We start from the raw sequence: 19155 nt of genomic DNA, 5'->3' as shown, positions 1-19155 counted from the left end.
GTCGAGTCGCGTTGAAACCTGCGATTGCAACACGGGCGGACGCGGTCCTTCTTCAGCTTTCCCGGCTTTCTATTTCTCGTCGCGCAGCCAATACCACTTGTAGAGCATGCGTTGGCCCATGCGCCGGAAGGGCGCGAACGCACGCGACTCCACCACGCCCAGCACGTTGGGAAACGGCAGCTGCGAGTGGTAGATGGGCAGCTCGAACACCTCCCGGCCCGCATCCTTGCCCGCCACCCGCTCTGCCAGCCGCTTGCCGGCCCACGTCGAGAACGACACGCCGTTGCCGCCGTAGCCCACCGCGTACCAGATGCTCTTGCCGGCATCGGGCTGCGTGATGCGCGGCATCATGTCGTGGCTCATGTCGACCCAGCCCCACCACGAGTAGTCGATGCGGATGCCCGCCAGCGGCGGGAACTTGCGCGCGATGGCGTCGGTGAGCAGCTTCAGGTGCACCGCGCCCTCGGCATCGGCACCGCTCACGGCGCTTCTGCTGCCGATCTGCAGCCGGTTGCCTTCGAGCAGCCGGTAGTAGAAGCGCAGCGTGCGCGTGTCGGTCATGAAGGTCTTCGAGCGGAAGTTGGTGGCCTGCAGCTCCGCATCAGTCAGCGGCCGGGTGACCACCGAGTTCGAGAGGATCGGCATGATCCGGTTCTTCAGCGCCGGGCTGAGCGCCTGCCCCGTGTAGCCGCCGGTGCACACCGCCACGCGGCGTGCGCGCACCACGCCGCCGGGCGTGCGCAGGTGGTGCACGCCGTCGACGGTTTCCCAGCCCTGCACCGGGCTCGATGTGTGCACCTTCACGCCCAGTGCGCGCGCGCGCCGCATCAGGCCGAAGGTGAACTTCAGCGGATGGATGCCGATGCCCTCGGCCTCGTACATCGCCCCGACCGTCTCGCGCTCGTCGCAGTAGTCGCTGCGCACTTCCTCCGCGCTCATCATGCGCGTGGCGTAGCCGAACTTCTCGCGCATCAGCCGCGCTTCGGCATCGAGGACGGGCAGCTTCTCCGCCCGGTGCGCGAGGTAGAGATGGCCGCCGTCGCAGGCGTCGCAGTCGATCTGCGTGGTGAGGTGGCGGAAGTTCTCGAAGCCGCTGCGGATCTCGGCGTCGAGCTTCTTCGCGGTGTCGAGGCCCCAGCGCTCGATCCACTGCGAGCGCTTGAGGCGGCCGCTCGCGTTCTGCCCCTGGCCGCCGCTGCGGCTGGAGCAGCCCCAGGCCGCCTGGTTGGCCTCCAGCACCGTGGCCTGGATGCCGTGCTCCTGCGCGAGGTAGAGCGCGGTCGACATGCCCGTGGCGCCCGAGCCGATGACGGCCACGTCCACGTCGATGTCGTGCGTGACCGGGCCGTCGTCCTCCGGCGGCGTGCCGGCGCTGGCCACCCACCAGGTGGGGGCGTAGGCCCGGCCCGCGCCGGGGTCGGGGGCGAGCAGCGGGTCGTATTGCGGGTCGTAGGGGCGCGGCGGCGCCGTGGGCTGCTGTTGGTGTGGCTGCTGGAGCGCTGCGCCGTCGATGTCCAGCCTTGCGGTGCCTGTCATGGTCATGAAGGGGCTCCAATCGAAGAGGGGGAAAGGAGGCCGGCGTGTCACTTCGCGGCGGGCAGGTTCGGCCGTGCCTTGCGGAACACGTTCTTCAGGTGGATCTTTCCGTTTCTGAAGGTGAAGACGTCGATGCCGTCGGTCTCGATGCGGCTGCCGTCGGCGGCTGTGCCGGTGAAGGTCCACTGCGAGGTGCCGAAGTCGCCATGCACGAAGTGCACGCCATTGGCCCATTGCGCGTCGGGCACCGTGGCCCATGCGGCGGCGAAGGCCTTCTTCACCGCCTCGGTGCCGACATGGCGCGTGCCGCAGGCCTCGGGGCCGGCGGCGGTCTGGAAGATGCAGTCTGGCGTCATGAAGCTCATCAGCGCGTCGATGTCGTGGCGGTTCCAGGCATCGCTGAAGGCGGCGAGGGTGTTGGTGGTCACGGTGGCGGTATTCGAGGAAGGCATGGCGTTGGAAATGGCGTTGGCTGCACGAAGGCTCAGGAATTCGATGGAGCAAGCGTAGGCAGCGGCCTGCCCGCGCGATAGGGCCAGATGGTGGGATTCGACCGAGCCAGAGCGCCTCGGATGCGCCGCGAATGCGCCACGGACCGGCATGGCTGCCCTAAACTGCGGCGCACCATGCCCCCGAATCCGCGAGCCATCCAGTGGGCGCAGCTGTTCGCGCTGCCCGATCAACCGGCGCTGCCCCTGCAGGCCCGCCTGCGCGCCAGCGTGGTGCAGGCCATCCTCGAAGAACACCTCGCGCCCGGCGCGCCGCTGCCCTCGTCGCGCGAACTCGCCGCCCTGCTGGGGCTCAGCCGCAACACCGTCACTTCGGCCTATCTGCAGCTCATCGACGAAGGTTTTCTGAAAGCGCGTCCGCGCAGCGGCGTGTTCGTCGCCCACGGCGCGCGCCCTCTCACCGCGGTGCCCGCCGAACCGCTGGTGGGCCGCAGCGGTCAGGCCAGCCAGCCGCCGGACTGGTCGGGCCGCGTGCTGCGCTCGCTGGTCGACAAGCCTACGCTGTCGAAGCCCGACCAGTGGCGCGACTATCCGTACCCCTTCGTCTACGGCAACTACGACCCGCAGCTGTTTCCCACCGAAGACTTCCGCGAATGCTGCGCGCGCAGCCTGGCGCGCTCGCAGCTGCCGCACTGGACGCCCGACTTCGAGACCGACGACGTCCCCGACCTCATCGAGCAGATCCGCACGCGTCTGCTGCCCAAGCGCGGCGTGTTCGCGCTCAAGGAAGAGATCCTCGTGACCATGGGCGCGCAGCACGCCTACTACCTGCTGGCCGAGGCCCTCTTCGACGAACAGACCCGCGTGGGGCTGGAGGAGCCCGGGCATCCGCATGCGCGCAACAGCTTTTCATTGCGGCAGCCGAAGTGGGTGGAGGTGGATGTCGATGAAGACGGGCTGGTGGTCGATGCGTTGCCCGCTGCCGACTACCTGTTCGTCACGCCTTCCCACCAGAGCCCGACGACCGCGACGCTGAGCCTGGAGCGGCGACAGTGGCTGCTGCGCAAGGCCGAGCTGCAGGACTTCGTGATCATCGAGGACGACTACGAGGCGGAGAACCTTTATGAAGGCACGCCGATGCCCGCGCTCAAGAGTCTGGACAAGACGGGGCGGGTGATTTACGTGGGCTCGGTGTCGAAGAGCCTTTCGCCTGCGCTGCGGTTGGGGTTCATCGTGGCGCCTCGTGCGCTCATCAAGGAGCTGAGGGTGATTCGGCATGCGATGGTGCGGCATCCGAGTGCCTTTCTTCAGCATGCGTATGCGCTGTTTCTTTCGCTGGGGCACCACGAGTCGCATGCTCGGCGGGTGAATCATGCGATGCAGGAGAGGTTGGCTATTGCGGCGCAGGCGCTGCGGGAGCACTTGCCTGATTTCGAGTTTCGGCTGCCTTCCGGAGGGGCTTCTATATGGGTGCAGGCGCCTACTTGGGTGGATGCCACTGAGCTGGCTTTGATGGCTCGCAGCCATGGGGTGTTGATCGAGGCGGGGGATGTGTTCTTTGCTCGGGCTCCTTATCCTTGTCCGTTTTTTCGGTTGAGGTTGTCTTCTATTGCTGCTGGGCAGATTCCGGCGGGGATTCGGGCGTTGGCTTTGGCTGTGGGGGAGTTGGCTTTGGCTCGGGGTGAAGTTCGTTCTTTGGGTGGGTTTACTCACTGAAGGGTGTTTGCTTCCCGAGGCCGGGCCGAGACCCGGCCTCGGGAAGCAACCACCCAGCAGCGTCTCGCTAGGCAAAGCCAACTTCCAAAGTGCACCTCCCCCGTGCAGAACGCACCACAACAAGGGTATTCACTCACCGACTGGCTCCATCCCCACCCCCGTGCTGGTACTTCCTGGCCGCAACCGATAGGTGCAAAGTCCCAGCGAGATTCACCCACCGGAGAACCCGATGACGATGTCCCGCCGTGTCCCCCTCCAGTTCGCCCTGCTGGCCGCCACGCTGGCGGCCCTTTGCGGCACAGCCTCCGCCCAGCAGGCCAAGGAAGTCACCTTCGCCCACCAGGACATGCTGGTCCCCCTGCGCCTGGTCATGGAATCCGGCGAGGTAGAAAAAGCCACGGGCTACAAGATCAACTGGCGCATGTTCGCAGGCGGCGGCGACGTGATCCGCGCGATGGCTTCAGGCGACGTGCAGATGGGTGAAACCGGCTCCAGCCCGCTGACGGCCGCGGCCAGCCAGGGGCAGGACATCAAGCTGTTCTGGATCTCCGCCGACATCGCGAACGCCGAGGCGCTGATCGCCCGCAATGCGTCGGGCATCAACAGCATGAAGGACCTGGCGGGCAAGAAGGTGGCGACGCCCTTCGTGTCGACGGCGCACTACCAGCTGATGGCCGGCATGAAGATGGACGGGGTCGATGCCAAGACCGTGAACGTGATGAACATGCGCCCGCCGGAGATCGCGGCTGCGTGGGAGCGTGGCGACATCGATGCCACTTTCATCTGGGACCCGGTGCTCTCCAAGATCAAGTCCACGGGCAAGACCATCGCCACCTCAGGCAGCATCGGCGCGCGCGGTGCGCCGACCTTCGAGGGCATCGTGGTCAATGCCAAGTGGGCTGCGGCCAACGAGCCGTTCATGATCGCTTTCGTGAAGGCGCTCAACCGCGCCAACGAGGAATACAAGGCCACAGGCAAGAGCTGGACGCCCGATTCGCCGCAGACAAAAGCGATGGCCAAGTGGACCAAGGCCGACCCGAAGGACGTGGGTGCGGCCATGGCGCTCTACACCTTCCCGACCATGGCCGAGCAGGTTTCGCCCACGTGGCTGGGCGGCGGCGCGGCCAAGGCGATGGCGAACACGGCCGCCTTCCTGAAGGAGCAGGGCCGGGTGCAGGAGGTGAAGCCCGACTACAGCGCCTACGTGACGACGGCGTACGTCGAGAAGGCCATGGGCAAGTGAACCGGGGCGGCACCACATGCCCACGCTCGACATTCGCGACCTGACGGTCAACTACGCAGTCAAGGGCGGCACGCTCCAAGCGCTGGCGCCGGTGAACCTCACGATGCACGACGGCGATTTCGTCGTCGCGCTCGGCGCCTCGGGCTGCGGCAAGACCACGCTGCTCAACAGCATCGCGGGCTTCCTGCCGCCATCGACCGGCGAGATCCTGCTCGACGGCAAGCCGGTGGCCGGCCCAGGTGCCGACCGCGGCGTGGTGTTCCAGAAGCACGCACTGATGCCATGGCTCAACGTGCGCGACAACGTGGCGCTGGGCCTTCGGCTCGCCGGCATGGGCAAGGCCGAGCGCGACCGCATCGCCGAAGAGAAGCTCGGCCTCGTCGGCCTGCAGAAGTACGCCGACCGTGCGGTGTACGAGCTCTCGGGCGGCATGCAGCAGCGCGTGGGCATTGCGCGGGCGCTGGCAAGCGACCCGGCCGTGCTGCTGATGGACGAGCCCATGGGCGCGCTCGATGCGTTCACGCGCGAGCAGGTGCAGGAGATTCTTCTGCAGGCCTGGTCCAAGTCGAACAAGATGGTGTTCTTCATCACCCACTCGGTGGAGGAGGCGCTGTTCCTCGCCACCCGGCTGATCGTGATGAGCCCGAGCCCGGGACGCATCTCGCACGTTTATGACGACGTGCCGTTCTCGCGCCAGTACCTCTCGCACGGCGATTCGCGCAAGGTGAAGTCGGAGCCGGATTTCATCCGCATGCGCGAGGAGGTCTTGTCGATCATTCATCATCGCGAGGCCGCCCATGCCTGAGGTGTCAATCGCATCCCCCGTCGCCATGACGCCAACACCTTCCAAGCCCACCGCATCGCCGGTGCCTGCAGCGCCGCCGGCAACGGGCACTAAGCTCAAGACCAGCGCCTTCAAGGTGCCGGGCGAGGGCTCCAGCCTGACGATCAGCATCGTCACGGTGATCGCGCTGGTGGCGCTGTGGTTCCTCGTCACGAACATGGGCTGGGTGAAGCCGCTCTTCCTGCCGACGCCGCAGGCGGTGTTCCAGCAGTTCTACGAATACCTCACCGGCCAGGCCAACGACAAGCCGCTGTGGCAGCACTTCCTGGCGAGCATGTTCCGCGTGTTCTCGGCCTTCCTGCTGGCCTGTGCCACGGCCATTCCGGTGGGCATCGCGATGGGCATGAGCCGCTTCTGGCGCGGCATCTTCGATCCGCCGCTGGAGTTCTACCGGCCGCTGCCGCCGCTGGCGTACCTGCCGCTCATCATCATCTGGTTCGGCATCGACGAGCTGCCGAAGGTGCTGCTGATCTTCCTTAGCTGCTTCGCGCCGCTGGCGCTGGCCGCGCGCTCGGGCATGCGCAGCGCGTCGCAGGAGCAGATCAACGCGGCTTACTCGATGGGTGCGAGCTATATGCAGGTGATCCGCCACGTGATCCTGCCCTCGGCGCTGCCTGACATCCTGGTGGGCATGCGCATCGCCATCGGCTTCGGCTGGACCACGCTGGTGGCCGCCGAGATGGTGGCGGCCAACATGGGGCTGGGTCAGATGGTGCTGAACGCGTCGAACTTCCTGCGCACCGACATCGTGATCATGGGCATCATCGTCATTGGCGTGGTGGCGTATCTTTTCGACCTGCTGATGCGGTGGCTCGAGCGCCGGCTTGTGCCTTGGAAAGGGCGCATGTAACGGGTGGCGGCGGTGCCACCGTCACAGGCACCGGCGGCGGCAGGGCAGGGCCTTCGGTGAGCGCGTCCATCGACTGCTGGAGGTAGTCGAGCATCGCGCGCATCGCTGCGCTGTTGTGGCGCCGCTGCGAGTAGGCCGCGTACAGCCAGTGTTCGCGCGGCATGTGCTCGCGCAGCACCGGCACCAGCGCCCCGCGTTCCAGGTGCGACTGCGCCAGCGGCTCCGGTACGTAGGCCACGCCCACGCCGCGCAGCGCCAGTTCGATCAGCGCGACGGCATCGTTGGCCTCCATGCGGCTGTGCACCGGTACTTCATAAGCCTGGCCGTTGGTCTCGAAGGGCAGGTTGGTCGTCTGCTTGGCCGAGAAGCTCAGCACGTCGTGGCGGCCGAGGTCTTCGGGTACCTGCGGCATGCCGCGCTGCGCCCAGTAGGAAGGCGCTGCGCACACCACCATGTCGAACTGCACGAGGCGGCGCACGATCAGGTTCATGTCGTCGATGCGTCCGCCGGTCAGGTGGATGTCGATGCCTTCCTCGATCAGGTCGAGGTCGTCGTTGGTGAACACGAGGCTCACGTACACGTCGGGGTAGAGCTTGATGAAGCCCGCGATCACGTCCGAGAGCCAGCCCGCAATGAGCCCGTGCGGCGCGCTCATGCGCAGGCGCCCTTGCGGATGGGCGCCATGCGCCTGCAGGTCGTTGAGCGTGTTCTCGGCCATCGTCACCAGCTCGGTGCTGCGGTCGAGCAGCACCTGGCCGGCATCGGTGAGGCTCAGGGAGCGGGTGGATCGGTTGAGCAGCCGCACGCCGCTGCGGGTTTCGAGCTCGGCCACGTAGCGGCTCACGGTGGCCTTGGACATGCCCAGCGAGATCGCCGCGCGGGAGAAGCTGCGCCGGAAGGCGACTTCGCGAAATGTTTTGATGAGGTCGAGGCCGTCCATGGTGGGCGGATTGTTCCAGCTTCCGGGATGAGGCCGTCGGGTGTAGGGGCATACCGGAGGCCGTGGCTATACTGCGCCGGTCACGTCAAAAAAAGGCGTGATCGGGCTTGGACTCCCGTATCACCTCTGCGACGCGAGCCGCAGTCACCCCGCAGGGTCTGCGGCTTTGCTATTCGTGCCTCCAGTTTTTGGCGGCTCGACGGGCGGGCGCGAGCCCGGCCGGTTCTCGCAAGAGGTGCCCGGTAGTCCAACCCGTCGAGCTGCCGCCCTCGCTTGGACTCGAGAGCGGCAGTTTCCGCAAACCGCACCTCTTGGAGGCCACTGATGGCTGAATCCACTGCTCGCGCGTCCGCGCCTGTCTCTTCATTTCCCAACTCTTCTTCCGAAGCCGCAAACGTCGAATCGCTTGCGCTGCAGGCCTGCGACGACGTCGAGAGCCTTCACGAGGTGCGGCACGCCTACGCCGGCCTCGAAAGACTCATCGGCCCTGAGCGCGTGAACGATGCGGAGGAGGTCTGCTCCAGCCGCTCCGAACTCAGCGCGCTGGTGCGCGTCGTCAACGAGGAGCTGCGCCGGCGCATCGAGGCGGCCGAGGGCACGCTGCGTTCATTGCGTGCCGCCGTGGCGGCTAGATGAGCCCCCGGGTCGCGGCCTTGAGCGTCGCGGCCGCGCGCGTCGTGCATCCGAGCTTCTGGAACAGGCGCTCGACATGGGTGCGCACCGTGCTCGGGCTGATGCCGAGCACGCGAGCCACTTCCTTCGTGTTGTGGCCCTGGCTGATGCAGCGCAGCACTTCCAGCTCCCGCTGTGAGAGCGACGCATCGCCTTGCGCCTGCACGGCGGGCTTCGGCGAAGTGCCCGGCATCACGCAGGCGACCAGGGCAGTGACGACTTCCGTGTCGAAGCGGCCCGCTTTGGCATCCTCCTGCATGCGGTCGAGTGCCTGCGTTTGCGTGAACTCTTCCCGCCACGGACGGCGGGTACGGTGCGATTGCCACTGCTGGGCCGCCGCGACGATCTGCCCCTCCAGCGGCATCGAGGAGCCCGAGCGTCCGCGGAAGTAGCCCGAGCCATCGCGCCGCTCGAAGGCGAAGGACGCGATCTCCGCTTCCGCCGCAAGGCCATCGATCTGCCCCGCCGCGCGGGAAGTCCAGTACGGCACGAGCCGCACGCGCTCCAGCGAAGAGGCGGGCAACGGTTCGGGCGCGTTCCAGACCGCATTGGGAACCGCAGCCCGCCCGATGCCATGGATCAGGCCTGCCTTGTAGGTGCGATGGCACGCCGCCTCGTCCAGGCCGAGCTGCACGGCGCAGTCGCGCGCCAGCCGGGCCACGCTGCGCGAGTAGCCCGTCATCCAGGGCAGCTTGAGGTCGATCACGTCGCCGACGAGTTCCAGGCCCATGTGCTGAAGCATCGATGCGGGCTGCTCGGCGGGCTCGGTCCAGGGCGCGACGGGGGCATCCAGCTCTTTCATCCATGCAGCGGCATGGGGCGCGCTCGCGTCGACGAGGAAGGCCGGGTAGAGGCTGTCCGCGCGCCCGCGCGCGAGCGTGAGCGCCTCGTCGATGCCGTAGAGGCGGCCGAAGATTTCGAGATCGCTCGCCAGCGCCACCACGTAGGTCGCGAGCGGAACCTCGTCGCCCTGCAACACGCCGGGAATGCCGCTGCCGTCGTAGGCTTCGAACACCGTGCGCAATGCGGCTTCGGTCTCTCGGCTCAACCCCAGCATGTTCGCGATGTCGCCCGCGATCTCGCAGTGGATGTCCGCCATGGCCAGCACCGCGTCGGGCACCGGCCCGCCGATGGGCGGCTGGCGCACGCGGGGTGCCGGCGACGCGAGCATGGCGCGCCGGCCCTGCACGTCGTCTTCGAGAAAGTCCGCGAACTCCTGTGCATTGGCCGTGCAGCCCGACCAGCGCAGCAGCGCGACATGCCGCACGGCCTCGGTCTGGTGAGCGTCGCACCCGGCTTCTTCCGCGATCTTCCCCGCAAGCCACGCCGTGCGCAGCGAGTGGTCGGTCGGCTGGCCCATGCTCAGGTCGCCGATGAAGGCCAGCGCGCGGACCGCGTCGAAAACGGTGATGGTTGTCGTGTCGTCGGACATGAGGAGTGGGTCGCCGCTGGGGCAGGCAAACAGGCACGCAGCATCGCACAGTTCATGGGCCCGTGTCGGTCATCCGACGGATACCGCGTGCAGCGCTGACGCGGAAGAATCGTTGCACCGTTCGCTCCCCGAGGGCGGCAAACCTCTCAACTTGCGGCTCCTGCCGCCTTTCCTTCCATGTCAGACATCCTGAAAACCGAACCCCAGCGCGCCGCCTGGCTGCGCAACTACTACCTCGCTCGTGCCGCCTTTTCCTTCGCGTGGGTCGCGGCAGTCTTCACCGTCGCCAGGCAGTCGCCCGCCCTGGCAACCGCGCTGCTGATCGTCTACCCCGCCTGGGACGCCTTCGCGAACCTGCTGGACGTCAGGATGACTGGCGGCGCCAAGGCCAATGCCACGCAGCTGATCAACATCTGGATCAGCGCGCTGGTCACGCTCGCAGTTGCCATATCGCTGGTGCTGAAGCTGCAGATCGTGCTGGCGATCTTCGGTGCCTGGGCCATCGTTGCCGGCCTGCTGCAGTTGGCCACCGCAGTGCGTCGCCGCAAGGACAACGGCGGGCAGTGGGTGATGATGCTCAGCGGCGCACAGTCGGCGCTGGCCGGTGGGTTCTTCGTGGCGCAGCAGGGTGGTGGCGCACCTGTCTTGCAGACGCTGGGTGGCTATGCGGCGGTTGGGGCTGTGTACTTCCTGATTTCTGGGGTGATTGTTCTGGCTCGAGAGACCAAGCGAGGGGCTCGGGGGCTTGTTTCCGGGAAGAGTTGAGGGTGGTGTTGCTCGACAGGTAGTTGCGAGCGAGGGGCGGCGTTGGTCCCGAATGCGAAGTTCACTATGGCGCAAAGCAGCCGTTGAGCACTGACACCTAAGGGCCACTCGACGAAAGATCGAGCAGCGCTGCCTTCATCGCTACCAGAAGAAGCCACGTGCATCCGGGATAAAAAGACCAATCGCAAACCATACGGTGTGGCAAACCCAGAAAACCAGAACGTACAGAGCGATTTGCTCGGAGGTCCAACTGTAAGACCACAGCCAGTCAATGATGAAGAACGAGCGCCAGCCTTCGAACCATGAAGCTCCCCCGCCCCAGACCACCCACCAGACGAAGGCCGTGTTTGAGACGTACAAGAGGACCCAAAGGATGAAGTTCATGACACCTTGCGCACGCTGGACGTGAAGCTCATTGCTCGGTGTCGGCCGCCGCGACCGGGCGACCAGTCCAGCAAAAGAGACGTTGTGAATACTACTTGAGCGGTCGTGCTGAGCGAGCACTTGTGGCCGTCAGCCGCAAATTCTAGTGAGTGGCGCGGTGCGCCTGCGCCCGCGCCAACTTATCTAAATGACGCCCGGTGCGCCACCCCGTCCAGGCGAGAAGCGCTATCAGCAGAGCGGCGGCTCCCAAGGCCAATCCCGTGGTAGCTTTATTGGCATTTTGATAGCTTGCAAGCGCTTGAGCGGAGGCACCGTAGGAACAAGCCACGGTGCCAGCCCTAGATACTTCGAACAGCGTCTTCTCCATCCGCAGCACGCTAATCTCTTCTCCAAGCGGCAGACGTTTCAGGTCCGAAATGCATGCCCACAGGCGCAGGCGCTCGCTCTCTCCGTTGATTCGTATCAGCAGGTACTCATAACTCGAATAGCGACTGTGCCGTGTCTCGAAGCCAAGCAGCGTCCCATTTTCGTTTGCGAGACTTTCCCGACGGGGGACGTCCTGTTGCCAGACGAACAGACTAGCGACGCCCCCAAATGCCAAAAGCAGGATGGCGATGGTCGCGACGCCGATTACGTTTTTAATGCCGGTTTTCACGGAACGCATTCTGCCTAGCATGGCGCTCGTCGGCTCGACGAAGCCGTGGCGCCCGAAGCGACCAGAGACGTTGATGCAGATGTTGTGACGAATGCCAGCGCGTGGGGGTCAGGCATGCGGGCGATGCGGTGCGCAGCGACAGATTGGCCGAAGATGAATCATTGCTTGGATTTCGAATGGACAGTTTGTTGAAGACGCTCTGATCCTGGCCACATTACGCCCGGCGCACGAGGGACCGCTCTTGGCCGTCAGCGGCGCTGACGCTCCATCGAATCAGCGGAAGCGACAAACCCTAGTTTGGCAAAGAATTCCGGTGCACCGCTACGGCCAGCACGCAGGACCCAGGTAATTCCAGGTTCCGTCCCGACGATGTGATTTACGAGGGCCGTGCCCGCACCTCGCCGACGATGCGCATTGGCGACAACAATCATCGACAGGTATCCGTTCGATATGCCGTCTGTGATTGCGCGAGCAAAGCCGACGACTTGGCCGTCGAGTGACGCGACCGCTGTGCGTTGCGAGGCAGCGACAAGTCGTTGCAGGTATTGAGCACTTGGGACGCGATGGCTCCAGCCGCTTGTGACGAGGAGTAGATAAGCCGCATCAAGGTCAGTGGCTGCAAAGTCGCGAACCTGCATTAGACGTCTCCTTGTGGCCGCATTGTGCCGGCCCGGCGAATGGCCGGTTCTGGCCGAATGTAGCTGTACAGGTCGCTTGTGCAAAGGGCCCCGAGCAGTCATTTGGCTTGCTCGAAAGCAGGCATCCGGCAACGTCGCGGCGTCACTGCCCTTGAGCTTTTACCCACCCCTTGTGCAGGGCGACACTACGATGCCGGGTTCTTTGCTCGTACTGTCGTCCCCGACCGATAGCTTCGAGCCTCGCCGCGATTTCGGAGTCGACCGTAGCGCCTTGTTCGAGCCACCCCACAGCAAGTGCCGGCCAATAGCCGGTTGGCCAATTCAGAGCGCCGAGAAGAATCTCGCGTGCCGGCATGGGTCCGGAGTACACCGAGTACGGTGACTCCAGCGCAGGTAGAAAGCGAATGAACTCGGGATCTGATGGCATGGCGAGCGTCTGCTCCTGGCCGACTGTAGCCAAGCTAGTTTCCCGTGCAAAGGGCTCCAAGCCGCCCTTCGATTTGCTGCAGAGCGGTCATTCAACAAGACCGCGATCACCGGTCAGTTCGATGTGGAAGAACTGCTATTCCGCTTGTCGACGCGGTCTAGGAAGCCATCTACGATCGGCCCCCACAGGCCAGTCAGAGAAAGGATGTGATGGCCGTCTTGCCCCGGCAACAACTCAAGCACATGAAACTGACCCTGGCCTCCGGCGGCTTCGAAGGCGTGGTAGTTTTTGTGACTGTGCGCAATGCTGTAGAAGGGATCATTTTCCGCGTACAGCCATGTGGTCGGCCCAGAAAAGGTGGCTCCTCTCCTAGCGATCACCGGATTGATCATCTCGGATGCGGGTCCATGCTCATCAACCCAGCCGCCTACAAAGTTGAGGACGCCACTGAAGAGTTCTGGACGTGCTCCAGCAAATGCCAGCGCAAGGAAGCCGCCCCGAGAGTGACCACCGATTAGCAAGCGTTCACAGTCCACGTCATCTCTTGAAAGCAAGTGCTCGGCAATGCACTCCACATCTACCAGCGCATGTTCGAAGCCAGCAAGAGCGTGTCGAGGATCGTCAGAGTACCGCGACCGATCCGGTTCGAAGCCTTCGTCGTAGAGACCTCCTGACTTCCCGCGCCCGCGTCGCTGTGGGAAGACGACCATCCAGCCGCGATCATTGAAGTATTTCGCCAACGCTGGGCTGGTCACCGTACTCGTAAACAGCGACGGGTCATTTCCGATACCGGTCGAACCATGATTGAACATCAGGGTTGGGAAAGGACCTCGCCCGTCCGGTTTGAATGTCACCATCTCAAGCGTGATCTGCTCACCGCGCTCGAGTATGCCGGTGGGCACGCGCTCGACAATGCGTCGTCCTCCGGCACTCAACTGGGCTAGGACGCCAGCGATCCAGCGGCCATCGGGCTCGCTCCACAAGAGCTCAACAGCATCCGGGTTTCTCATTCGAAACCGGAGCGTTGCGCCGCTTTTCAGCCGCCCATGAAGTTCGTTTCCATGAATCTGCGCGAGCAGACGTTCGCTATAAGGGGCCTGGTCCGCCGATGCGCGCGCACAAACGATTGTCGCGGCGCGCCGGGAAAGCTGTTCGACTATCAGCTTGACGTCACAGCGCCGGCCCTGATCGGCCCATCCGAACCACTCTCCGGACCAAGCTGAAATTGATGTGGGCAGGTCGGAAGACGGCTTCTCGACCGCGATGTCCGCCGGGAGAGCAGCAGCGACTGTGCTCTCCGATGCGTCTGGCTCCAGAGCGCTCATGAATCCCGGCCAGATTGTGGTGATCTCTCGGTCGGCAGTCATAGGCTATCCAATACTCCAATTTGCACGGAGGTTGCCAAGGTCAGCTTCTGGCCGCATTCTGCCTTTGCTGCCGATGCCGAAACGGGGCGTCGAGGTCGAGCACGCTACTTGGAGCTTCCGCTGCCTACAAGGTCCCACGCCAAGCCACCAACCCAGCCGATGCCCACCAACCATGCCCCGGCCTGAACGGTGTCAATGTCGCTGGGCGCGGCCCAATGGAGCACCATCGCGAGCAGCAACCCGACAACGGCGCCAAGACAAGACAATGGTGAAACGAGAGCATCAAGCATTTGCGAGGTCCTGGCGAAGGTCTGGTTCTGACCGGCTGCGACCGTATCAGCAAATGAGCGGCCCAAGCTCGACAAGATCTCCGGCGAGAAGCCGAAAGTTGAGATCCTGCCTTGGGCAGATCTCCTTCCCGTCACGGTGTATATGGATGTCGACCAAGATGCTTGTATCTTGGCCACTGCCTTGGAAAGTGAAGTACTTCGGCTCGGCCAGATGCAGGTCATCGGGGTTACCAGCGAACGGAACGATTTTTGCGTTGAAACGGAGTTCATAAGCAGCCAACGCTTCGCCAAGCGTGTTGACCGCAATCTCATGGGCCAAGTCGTTGTGTGGGACTGGCGACCCGGTATATGTATATCGAGAGTTCGATGGACCGAAGATCAATTGCATGAGAGTGGCGATAGGTCGACTGAACTGGCGTTTCTATCGTCTGTAGCGATTAGGGACTCGACGAGCGAGCGCCGCGTTTCACATAAATGACCAATCGTGACGGCAGACCGGTTGTGGCCGCATCCTGCCACAGCTGCACCGCCACCCATCGAGGGGAGCCACGCTTTGGGACGATGGTGCCGTCTTCAACGGTCATTGGTCGTCCATCGAAATGAGTGGCAGGTCGAGTCGCATGTCCGCACTAGTTAGTTGCGCGCGCGAACAAGCTGAGGATAGTTAACTCCTTCGACGGGCTGCAGCAACATCAGCTTGCCGTCGTTCATGTGCACCATGTAGGTGACGATTCCAGCACCCACCCCCGCACCAACTCCAGCGGCAAGGGGAGCGGCAGCGGGCGAGGCGCGTTGGGAAATCCCCAGAGCGGTTGCTGTTGAATCGACCATTGCCGTCGATGTCTTGTAGTAGTACAGGCGGTATGTCGCCGGTGCCGGTGGCTTGGTGATGTAGATGCCACCAGGGTACGTTTCTTCTAGAAGCCTGAAGCTCTTGCCAGGCCCGCGATAAAAGACGCCGGAGGAGTCTTCGAGTTCAGCCTTGTACTCGCCGGCCGCCAGTACGATCTGACCTTCGTACAGCGAGATCGGACTTACATCGAGCGTTGCACTTTGTCTGGCCTTGGCGAGCTTGGCGGCATCCAGGGAGTCAGGGCCAGCGCAGGCGGAGAGCGCAAGCGCTATAAGAATGATCGCTATGCATTTCATGTTTGGAAGCCGGTGAGTAGCGCGATTCTCGTGCATAGAGTGTCCGGTGGCGGCATCAAGGTCTGTATTCATCGCACCACGCGAGCGGCACAGGTCCGCAAGGGCCGATTACCGAAATCTCGAATGGTGAGCGCGGCAAAGGGTGTCAGCGACAGCTTTCGGAATTGCACCGGAACACGAGGCGAGCGGCAGCTCTTGGCCGAAGTCCGTCGTCCTGCAGCCGACTGTCATGTGCTCATGGTCTATTGACCAGCTGCATGTATCGCCAGACACCCCAAACCACGCCCACGGCGATACCGACGGCGATGCTCCAGCCTACCGGAACACCAGCGATGAAGCTCAGAAAAAGCATCAACGCGACCGATGCGAGACCAATGTAGGTCAATGTGATGAGGTCAAGGCGTGCGATCTCGTTTGCATCCTCGGAGAATGCGCGGTCGCTGTGACCGCGTTTGCGGCGCTGCCTTCTGAAGAGAACAACATCAACGATGAACTCGAAGATTCCGACGACGAAGTCCGTCAGCAAGCTGAACATGAAGCTCCTTTTGAATGTCCGCAATTGGCCCGACTGTAGTCTGTCGCAGTCTGCTGAATTCTTGCGCCGGTGGAGCTCGCGTTCAGGCTGCTCAAAAAAGTGGCTGCGCGATGGGTCGCTGAAAGCTCTCGCTCGCCTTTCCAATCGTGGCCGCGTGGGAAGTCCAGCATGGCACGATGCCGCTCCCGTCGGGAGCTCACCGGGAAATGTCAGGCCTTGCTGTCAGCCCGGCTTCGCTTCAGCCGGCGAATCTCGGCCAGCTGGAATTTGAAGGCTTCCACCGCCTCCTTGGCGTCGGGATCCCAGGTGTCCGTCTTCATGTGCGAAAGAACAGCCTCCAGCGCATCTCCGAGCTGGCCAATCTGGCGTCCGTAGCTTCCCACGTCGTCCAGGATCTGCTGCTCGAGAGCGGGGTCTGACGACTTGCCCATATTGATGTTGATGAACCCAAGCTGCCCATTGGAAATCCGGGTCCACCAGGTCCAGGGGTTGATGTCCTGGCGCACATTGCCGGAGAGCGGCAAGTAAAAGTTCGGCATGGAGATCCTCCTGCGCAACGCGACCGGCTGCTGCGATCAGGTCAAGCAAGAAGCTCGCCGGCCCACGTCCGAACTCGCCTCGAGGGCGACGGCCTATCGGGTGCTTTCCTGATCGCGCACGTTCAGCACGGTGCCATCCTGCGAAAACTCGAGCAACAGCGGCGCATCCAGCATCTGATACTTCTGCGCGAGCTGAAAGAGCGCATCCTTGAAGGAGCCGCTGAACTTGCCGGAACGTGCCTCGGGCGTGATCGTGTAGTCGCGGGTGCTGTCCCAGCGCACCTCGATGCCTACGGCGGAGCCCCAGTGCATGATCACGAGGCGCAGGGAGTCGTCCTCGATGGGCCATTGAGCGCGGACGGCGTTGATCTTTCGATCGGTGAGCCAGGCGGCTCCCGTGGTGGGCGCGCCGGCTGCGGCAGTCGCGGGGAGAACTTCCTCCGGCCCCGGAAGCGCAACGCCAGCGGGCATGTCCCGCGATATCTTTTCGACCTGCACGCCAGCCGTCGCGCCGGCGAGCGTCGAGGCAAGGCTCATGCCGATGCCTAGCCAGATCGAAGGAGGGAACAGGGCCTTTCTCATCGGCGGATTTGCGGGGCAACAGGAGTGGACAGGTCGATCTGGAGCCAGCGGCACGCGGTCTGGCGTGATGCGGCAAAAAGTCAGTCCTTTATCTTATCTGGCTCGCCGACCCGGACGAGGAGGCGGCCAGTTCCTGCAACTGCTTGCCCTCGATGAAAAAACGGACCTCGAGGGTCCGTTCGTACTTGTCATTGGCGCTTCGGCGTCGCCAGGGGTCAATCTACTCGACGTCTTCGGCGTCCTCTTCGTCTTCCGCATCGGCTTCTTCAGCACGACGGACCGTCACGAAGTTGGTGGCGTCTTCCACGAACCCAATGGCCTTTTCGTCGGGTGCCATTCCGCGCACTTCGGTCTGGATGCCGTCGCCGTTCTTGTAGTCGACCTGAACCAGCGCAAAGCAGGCCAGCGGCTCTTCCAGTTCTCCTTCATCGCCGCCGTCGTAGACAGCGACCCACCCTTCGGCGGGCATGATCTGAAGGATCTTCACATCTTCCATTGATTCACTCCAAGTTCGAAAAAACGCCGCGCAGCATAGCCGATGGAAAGAGCCGATCCTCGAGTGCCGGCGAGGAATTTCGCTTCTGGTGCGCAAGCGCATCTTCTGCGCCGCGGATCACCGTGCACGCGAGCGAGCCACCCGCCATCAGCCGAGCTGCTCTGCCAGCCCGACGATGATGCCCTCCGGCCCGCGGACATAGGCAAGCCGGTATGACTCGCCGTACTGCATCCGTCCGATGAGTTCCGCGCCGCGGGCCTGCATTAGCGCAACGACCGCATCGATGCCGTCGACGGCGAACATGACGCGGCGAAGGCCCAGTGCATTCACCGGCGCATCCACCGGGCCGAACCTGATTGCATCCGGCGTGTGGAACTTGTCCAGCTCTATTCCCTGTCCATCGGGAGTGCGCAGCATGGCGAGCGTGGCCCGGACGCTTCCCAATCCGATGAGGCGTCCGACATCGGGCCCTTCGACCGTGGTCTGGCCTTCGAGCGTGAGGCCCAGTGCGATGAAGAACGCCTTCACCGCTTCGAGATCGTCGACGACGATCAGAACGTTGTCCATTCGCTTGACTGTCATGTCCTTCGGTCCTTCCTTCGACACTGATTGCGTCCCACAGGGGGGCGTCCTGAAGGCATATGCCTTCTTGCGTATGTCCTCCCATCCGGGTGGCAAATGAATGCGAGAAGGAGGGCGCGCTCCGGCATCGTAGACAGAAATCTCCCGCCGGAAAGAACGGTGCTCCTGAAGTATTTCTCCCTCGTGAAGGGTGCGTCGAGCCGGTGACTGGCCACACGCGAGATCGACTCGGTCGTCGGCCGGATCGAGAACGGCCTGCGCGTCGTCAAGACAGCAACTGACCGCCGCACGACCGCGGGTCTCATGACTTTGGTCATTTCAGGTTCGCAACCCTCCGCCCTAAGATGCCCGGACCATGGCCACTGCCACCTCATTGCCGCCACATGCCGCTGCGTTGCGCAGCGACGCGGGCGTTGCCATACCGGCGCGGGGCATCCTGGTGGTCGACGACCACGAGCTGGTGCGGCTGGGCCTGCGGGCGCTGCTGCTGGCGGAGACCGGCAGCGTGCCGGTGCACGAGGCACGCTCGCTGGCCGATGCCTTGCGCCTGTACGAGTTCCATCTCAGCTCGCACCTCCTGGTGCTGCTCGATCTCGATCTGCCCGACTCGCAAGGGCTCGACACCCTGGTGCGCTTCAGGCGCACCTTCCCCGCATCGCGCGTCGTGGTGCTCTCGGGCAAGGACAGCCATGCGCTGATGCAGGGAGTGATGGCGCTCGGGGCGCAGGCCTTCCTGCCCAAGACCGGGCACCTGGGCGAGGTGTTGCGCTACGTGAGGGACAACGATCTGGTCGCACTGCCGGCGTCGTCGCCGTTGCCGGTCCCGGTCGTTGTCCAGGCCATGCCGGCAACGGCGGCGGCCGACGAGCTGCAGCCGCAGCTCAATGCACGCCAGGTCGAGATCCTCGACTGGCTGCTGTCGGGCAAGTCGAACAAGGAGATCGCACAGCTCTCGCACCTGACCGAGGGCACGGTCAAGAACCATGTGTCCACGCTGCTGTTGCTGTTCGGCATGCGCTCGCGAGCCCAGCTCATCAGCAGCCTGAAGTGATCTTTCCGCACCC

General features: G+C 63.9%; 22 protein-coding genes. 7 read left to right on the top strand and 15 right to left on the bottom strand.

Features of this window, described 5'->3' with window-relative positions; all coding sequences use genetic code 11:
* Positions 1-69: 69 nt before the first annotated feature.
* Positions 70-1536 (bottom strand): NAD(P)/FAD-dependent oxidoreductase, encoded by a 1467-nt coding sequence (locus FHT32_RS00345; RefSeq protein WP_371132131.1) that lies wholly within the window; start codon positions 1534-1536, stop codon positions 70-72.
* A 47-nt stretch (positions 1537-1583) separates the two neighbouring features.
* Positions 1584-1988 carry a nuclear transport factor 2 family protein gene (locus tag FHT32_RS00340; protein ID WP_176662696.1) on the bottom strand — a complete coding sequence of 135 codons (405 nt, stop codon included), beginning with the start codon at positions 1986-1988 and terminating at the stop codon, positions 1584-1586.
* Between the two features lie 174 nt (positions 1989-2162).
* Between FHT32_RS00340 and FHT32_RS00335 the strand changes: the two genes are divergently transcribed.
* The 4 genes from FHT32_RS00335 (at position 2163) to FHT32_RS00320 (ending at position 6638) form a co-directional block, all read left to right on the top strand.
* Complete coding sequence (locus FHT32_RS00335) at positions 2163-3701, top strand: PLP-dependent aminotransferase family protein (protein ID WP_176663559.1); 1539 nt, start codon at positions 2163-2165, stop codon at positions 3699-3701.
* Between the two features lie 229 nt (positions 3702-3930).
* Positions 3931-4944 carry a taurine ABC transporter substrate-binding protein gene (gene tauA / locus FHT32_RS00330; protein WP_176662695.1) on the top strand — a complete coding sequence of 338 codons (1014 nt, stop codon included), beginning with the start codon at positions 3931-3933 and terminating at the stop codon, positions 4942-4944.
* A 16-nt stretch (positions 4945-4960) separates the two neighbouring features.
* On the top strand, positions 4961-5749 hold the full coding sequence (locus FHT32_RS00325; RefSeq protein ID WP_176662694.1) for a taurine ABC transporter ATP-binding protein: 789 nt from the start codon (positions 4961-4963) through the stop codon (positions 5747-5749).
* Between the two features lie 25 nt (positions 5750-5774).
* The gene (locus FHT32_RS00320) at positions 5775-6638 is read left to right on the top strand and encodes an ABC transporter permease subunit (protein ID WP_256098822.1); all 864 of its coding nucleotides are present in this window, start codon (positions 5775-5777) and stop codon (positions 6636-6638) included.
* Here the strand turns inward: FHT32_RS00320 and FHT32_RS00315 are convergent.
* Positions 6556-7578, bottom strand: coding sequence for a LysR family transcriptional regulator (locus tag FHT32_RS00315; protein WP_176662692.1), 1023 nt, complete (start codon positions 7576-7578; stop codon positions 6556-6558). The genes FHT32_RS00320 and FHT32_RS00315 overlap by 83 nt on opposite strands.
* Positions 7579-7902: 324 nt before the next feature.
* On the opposite strand from FHT32_RS00315, the gene FHT32_RS00310 reads away from it, so the two are divergent.
* Positions 7903-8214: a hypothetical protein gene (locus tag FHT32_RS00310; RefSeq protein ID WP_256098821.1), complete on the top strand. Its 312-nt coding sequence runs from the start codon at positions 7903-7905 to the stop codon at positions 8212-8214.
* On the opposite strand, the gene FHT32_RS00305 is transcribed toward FHT32_RS00310, so the two are convergent.
* The gene (locus FHT32_RS00305) at positions 8207-9682 is read right to left on the bottom strand and encodes an HD domain-containing phosphohydrolase (RefSeq protein WP_176662691.1); all 1476 of its coding nucleotides are present in this window, start codon (positions 9680-9682) and stop codon (positions 8207-8209) included. The two genes, FHT32_RS00310 and FHT32_RS00305, sit on opposite strands and share 8 nt — an antisense overlap.
* A gap of 177 nt (positions 9683-9859) precedes the next feature.
* Here FHT32_RS00305 and FHT32_RS00300 point away from each other — a divergent pair, with 177 nt between their 5' ends.
* Positions 9860-10447 carry a DUF308 domain-containing protein gene (locus FHT32_RS00300; protein WP_176662690.1) on the top strand — a complete coding sequence of 196 codons (588 nt, stop codon included), beginning with the start codon at positions 9860-9862 and terminating at the stop codon, positions 10445-10447.
* A gap of 141 nt (positions 10448-10588) precedes the next feature.
* Here the strand turns inward: FHT32_RS00300 and FHT32_RS00295 are convergent, their stop codons facing one another.
* From FHT32_RS00295 to FHT32_RS00245, 11 genes are all read right to left on the bottom strand, one after another.
* Entirely contained in the window at positions 10589-10831 is a 243-nt protein-coding gene (locus FHT32_RS00295) for a hypothetical protein (RefSeq protein ID WP_176662689.1), read from the bottom strand.
* A 142-nt stretch (positions 10832-10973) separates the two neighbouring features.
* On the bottom strand, positions 10974-11486 hold the full coding sequence (locus FHT32_RS00290; RefSeq protein ID WP_176662688.1) for a hypothetical protein: 513 nt from the start codon (positions 11484-11486) through the stop codon (positions 10974-10976).
* 248 nt (positions 11487-11734) lie between these two features.
* Positions 11735-12124, bottom strand: coding sequence for a GNAT family N-acetyltransferase (locus FHT32_RS00285; protein WP_176662687.1), 390 nt, complete (start codon positions 12122-12124; stop codon positions 11735-11737).
* Between the two features lie 540 nt (positions 12125-12664).
* Complete coding sequence (locus FHT32_RS00280; RefSeq protein ID WP_176662686.1) at positions 12665-13918, bottom strand: S9 family peptidase; 1254 nt, start codon at positions 13916-13918, stop codon at positions 12665-12667.
* Between the two features lie 336 nt (positions 13919-14254).
* Positions 14255-14527 carry a hypothetical protein gene (locus FHT32_RS00275; protein WP_176662685.1) on the bottom strand — a complete coding sequence of 91 codons (273 nt, stop codon included), beginning with the start codon at positions 14525-14527 and terminating at the stop codon, positions 14255-14257.
* 314 nt (positions 14528-14841) lie between these two features.
* Positions 14842-15429, bottom strand: a complete 588-nt coding sequence (locus FHT32_RS00270; protein WP_176662684.1) for a hypothetical protein — start codon at positions 15427-15429, stop codon at positions 14842-14844.
* A gap of 163 nt (positions 15430-15592) precedes the next feature.
* Positions 15593-15892 carry a hypothetical protein gene (locus FHT32_RS00265; protein ID WP_176662683.1) on the bottom strand — a complete coding sequence of 100 codons (300 nt, stop codon included), beginning with the start codon at positions 15890-15892 and terminating at the stop codon, positions 15593-15595.
* Positions 15893-16101: 209 nt separating this feature from the next.
* On the bottom strand, positions 16102-16431 hold the full coding sequence (locus tag FHT32_RS00260; protein WP_176662682.1) for a hypothetical protein: 330 nt from the start codon (positions 16429-16431) through the stop codon (positions 16102-16104).
* 93 nt (positions 16432-16524) lie between these two features.
* Positions 16525-17013 (bottom strand): TcpQ domain-containing protein, encoded by a 489-nt coding sequence (locus FHT32_RS00255; RefSeq protein WP_176662681.1) that lies wholly within the window; start codon positions 17011-17013, stop codon positions 16525-16527.
* 220 nt (positions 17014-17233) lie between these two features.
* Positions 17234-17509, bottom strand: coding sequence for a hypothetical protein (locus tag FHT32_RS00250; protein ID WP_176662680.1), 276 nt, complete (start codon positions 17507-17509; stop codon positions 17234-17236).
* A gap of 147 nt (positions 17510-17656) precedes the next feature.
* Positions 17657-18091, bottom strand: a complete 435-nt coding sequence (locus FHT32_RS00245) for a VOC family protein (RefSeq protein WP_176662679.1) — start codon at positions 18089-18091, stop codon at positions 17657-17659.
* A 355-nt stretch (positions 18092-18446) separates the two neighbouring features.
* Between FHT32_RS00245 and FHT32_RS00240 the strand changes: the two genes are divergently transcribed.
* Entirely contained in the window at positions 18447-19142 is a 696-nt protein-coding gene (locus FHT32_RS00240; RefSeq protein ID WP_176662678.1) for a response regulator transcription factor, read from the top strand.
* Positions 19143-19155 lie beyond the last annotated feature (13 nt).

Source organism: Variovorax sp. SG517 (genome assembly GCF_013376045.1).
GTDB lineage: Bacteria > Pseudomonadota > Gammaproteobacteria > Burkholderiales > Burkholderiaceae_C > Variovorax.
The sequence above is the reverse complement of the archived record's forward strand: the minus strand, read 5'-3'. Positions and strand labels throughout refer to the sequence as shown.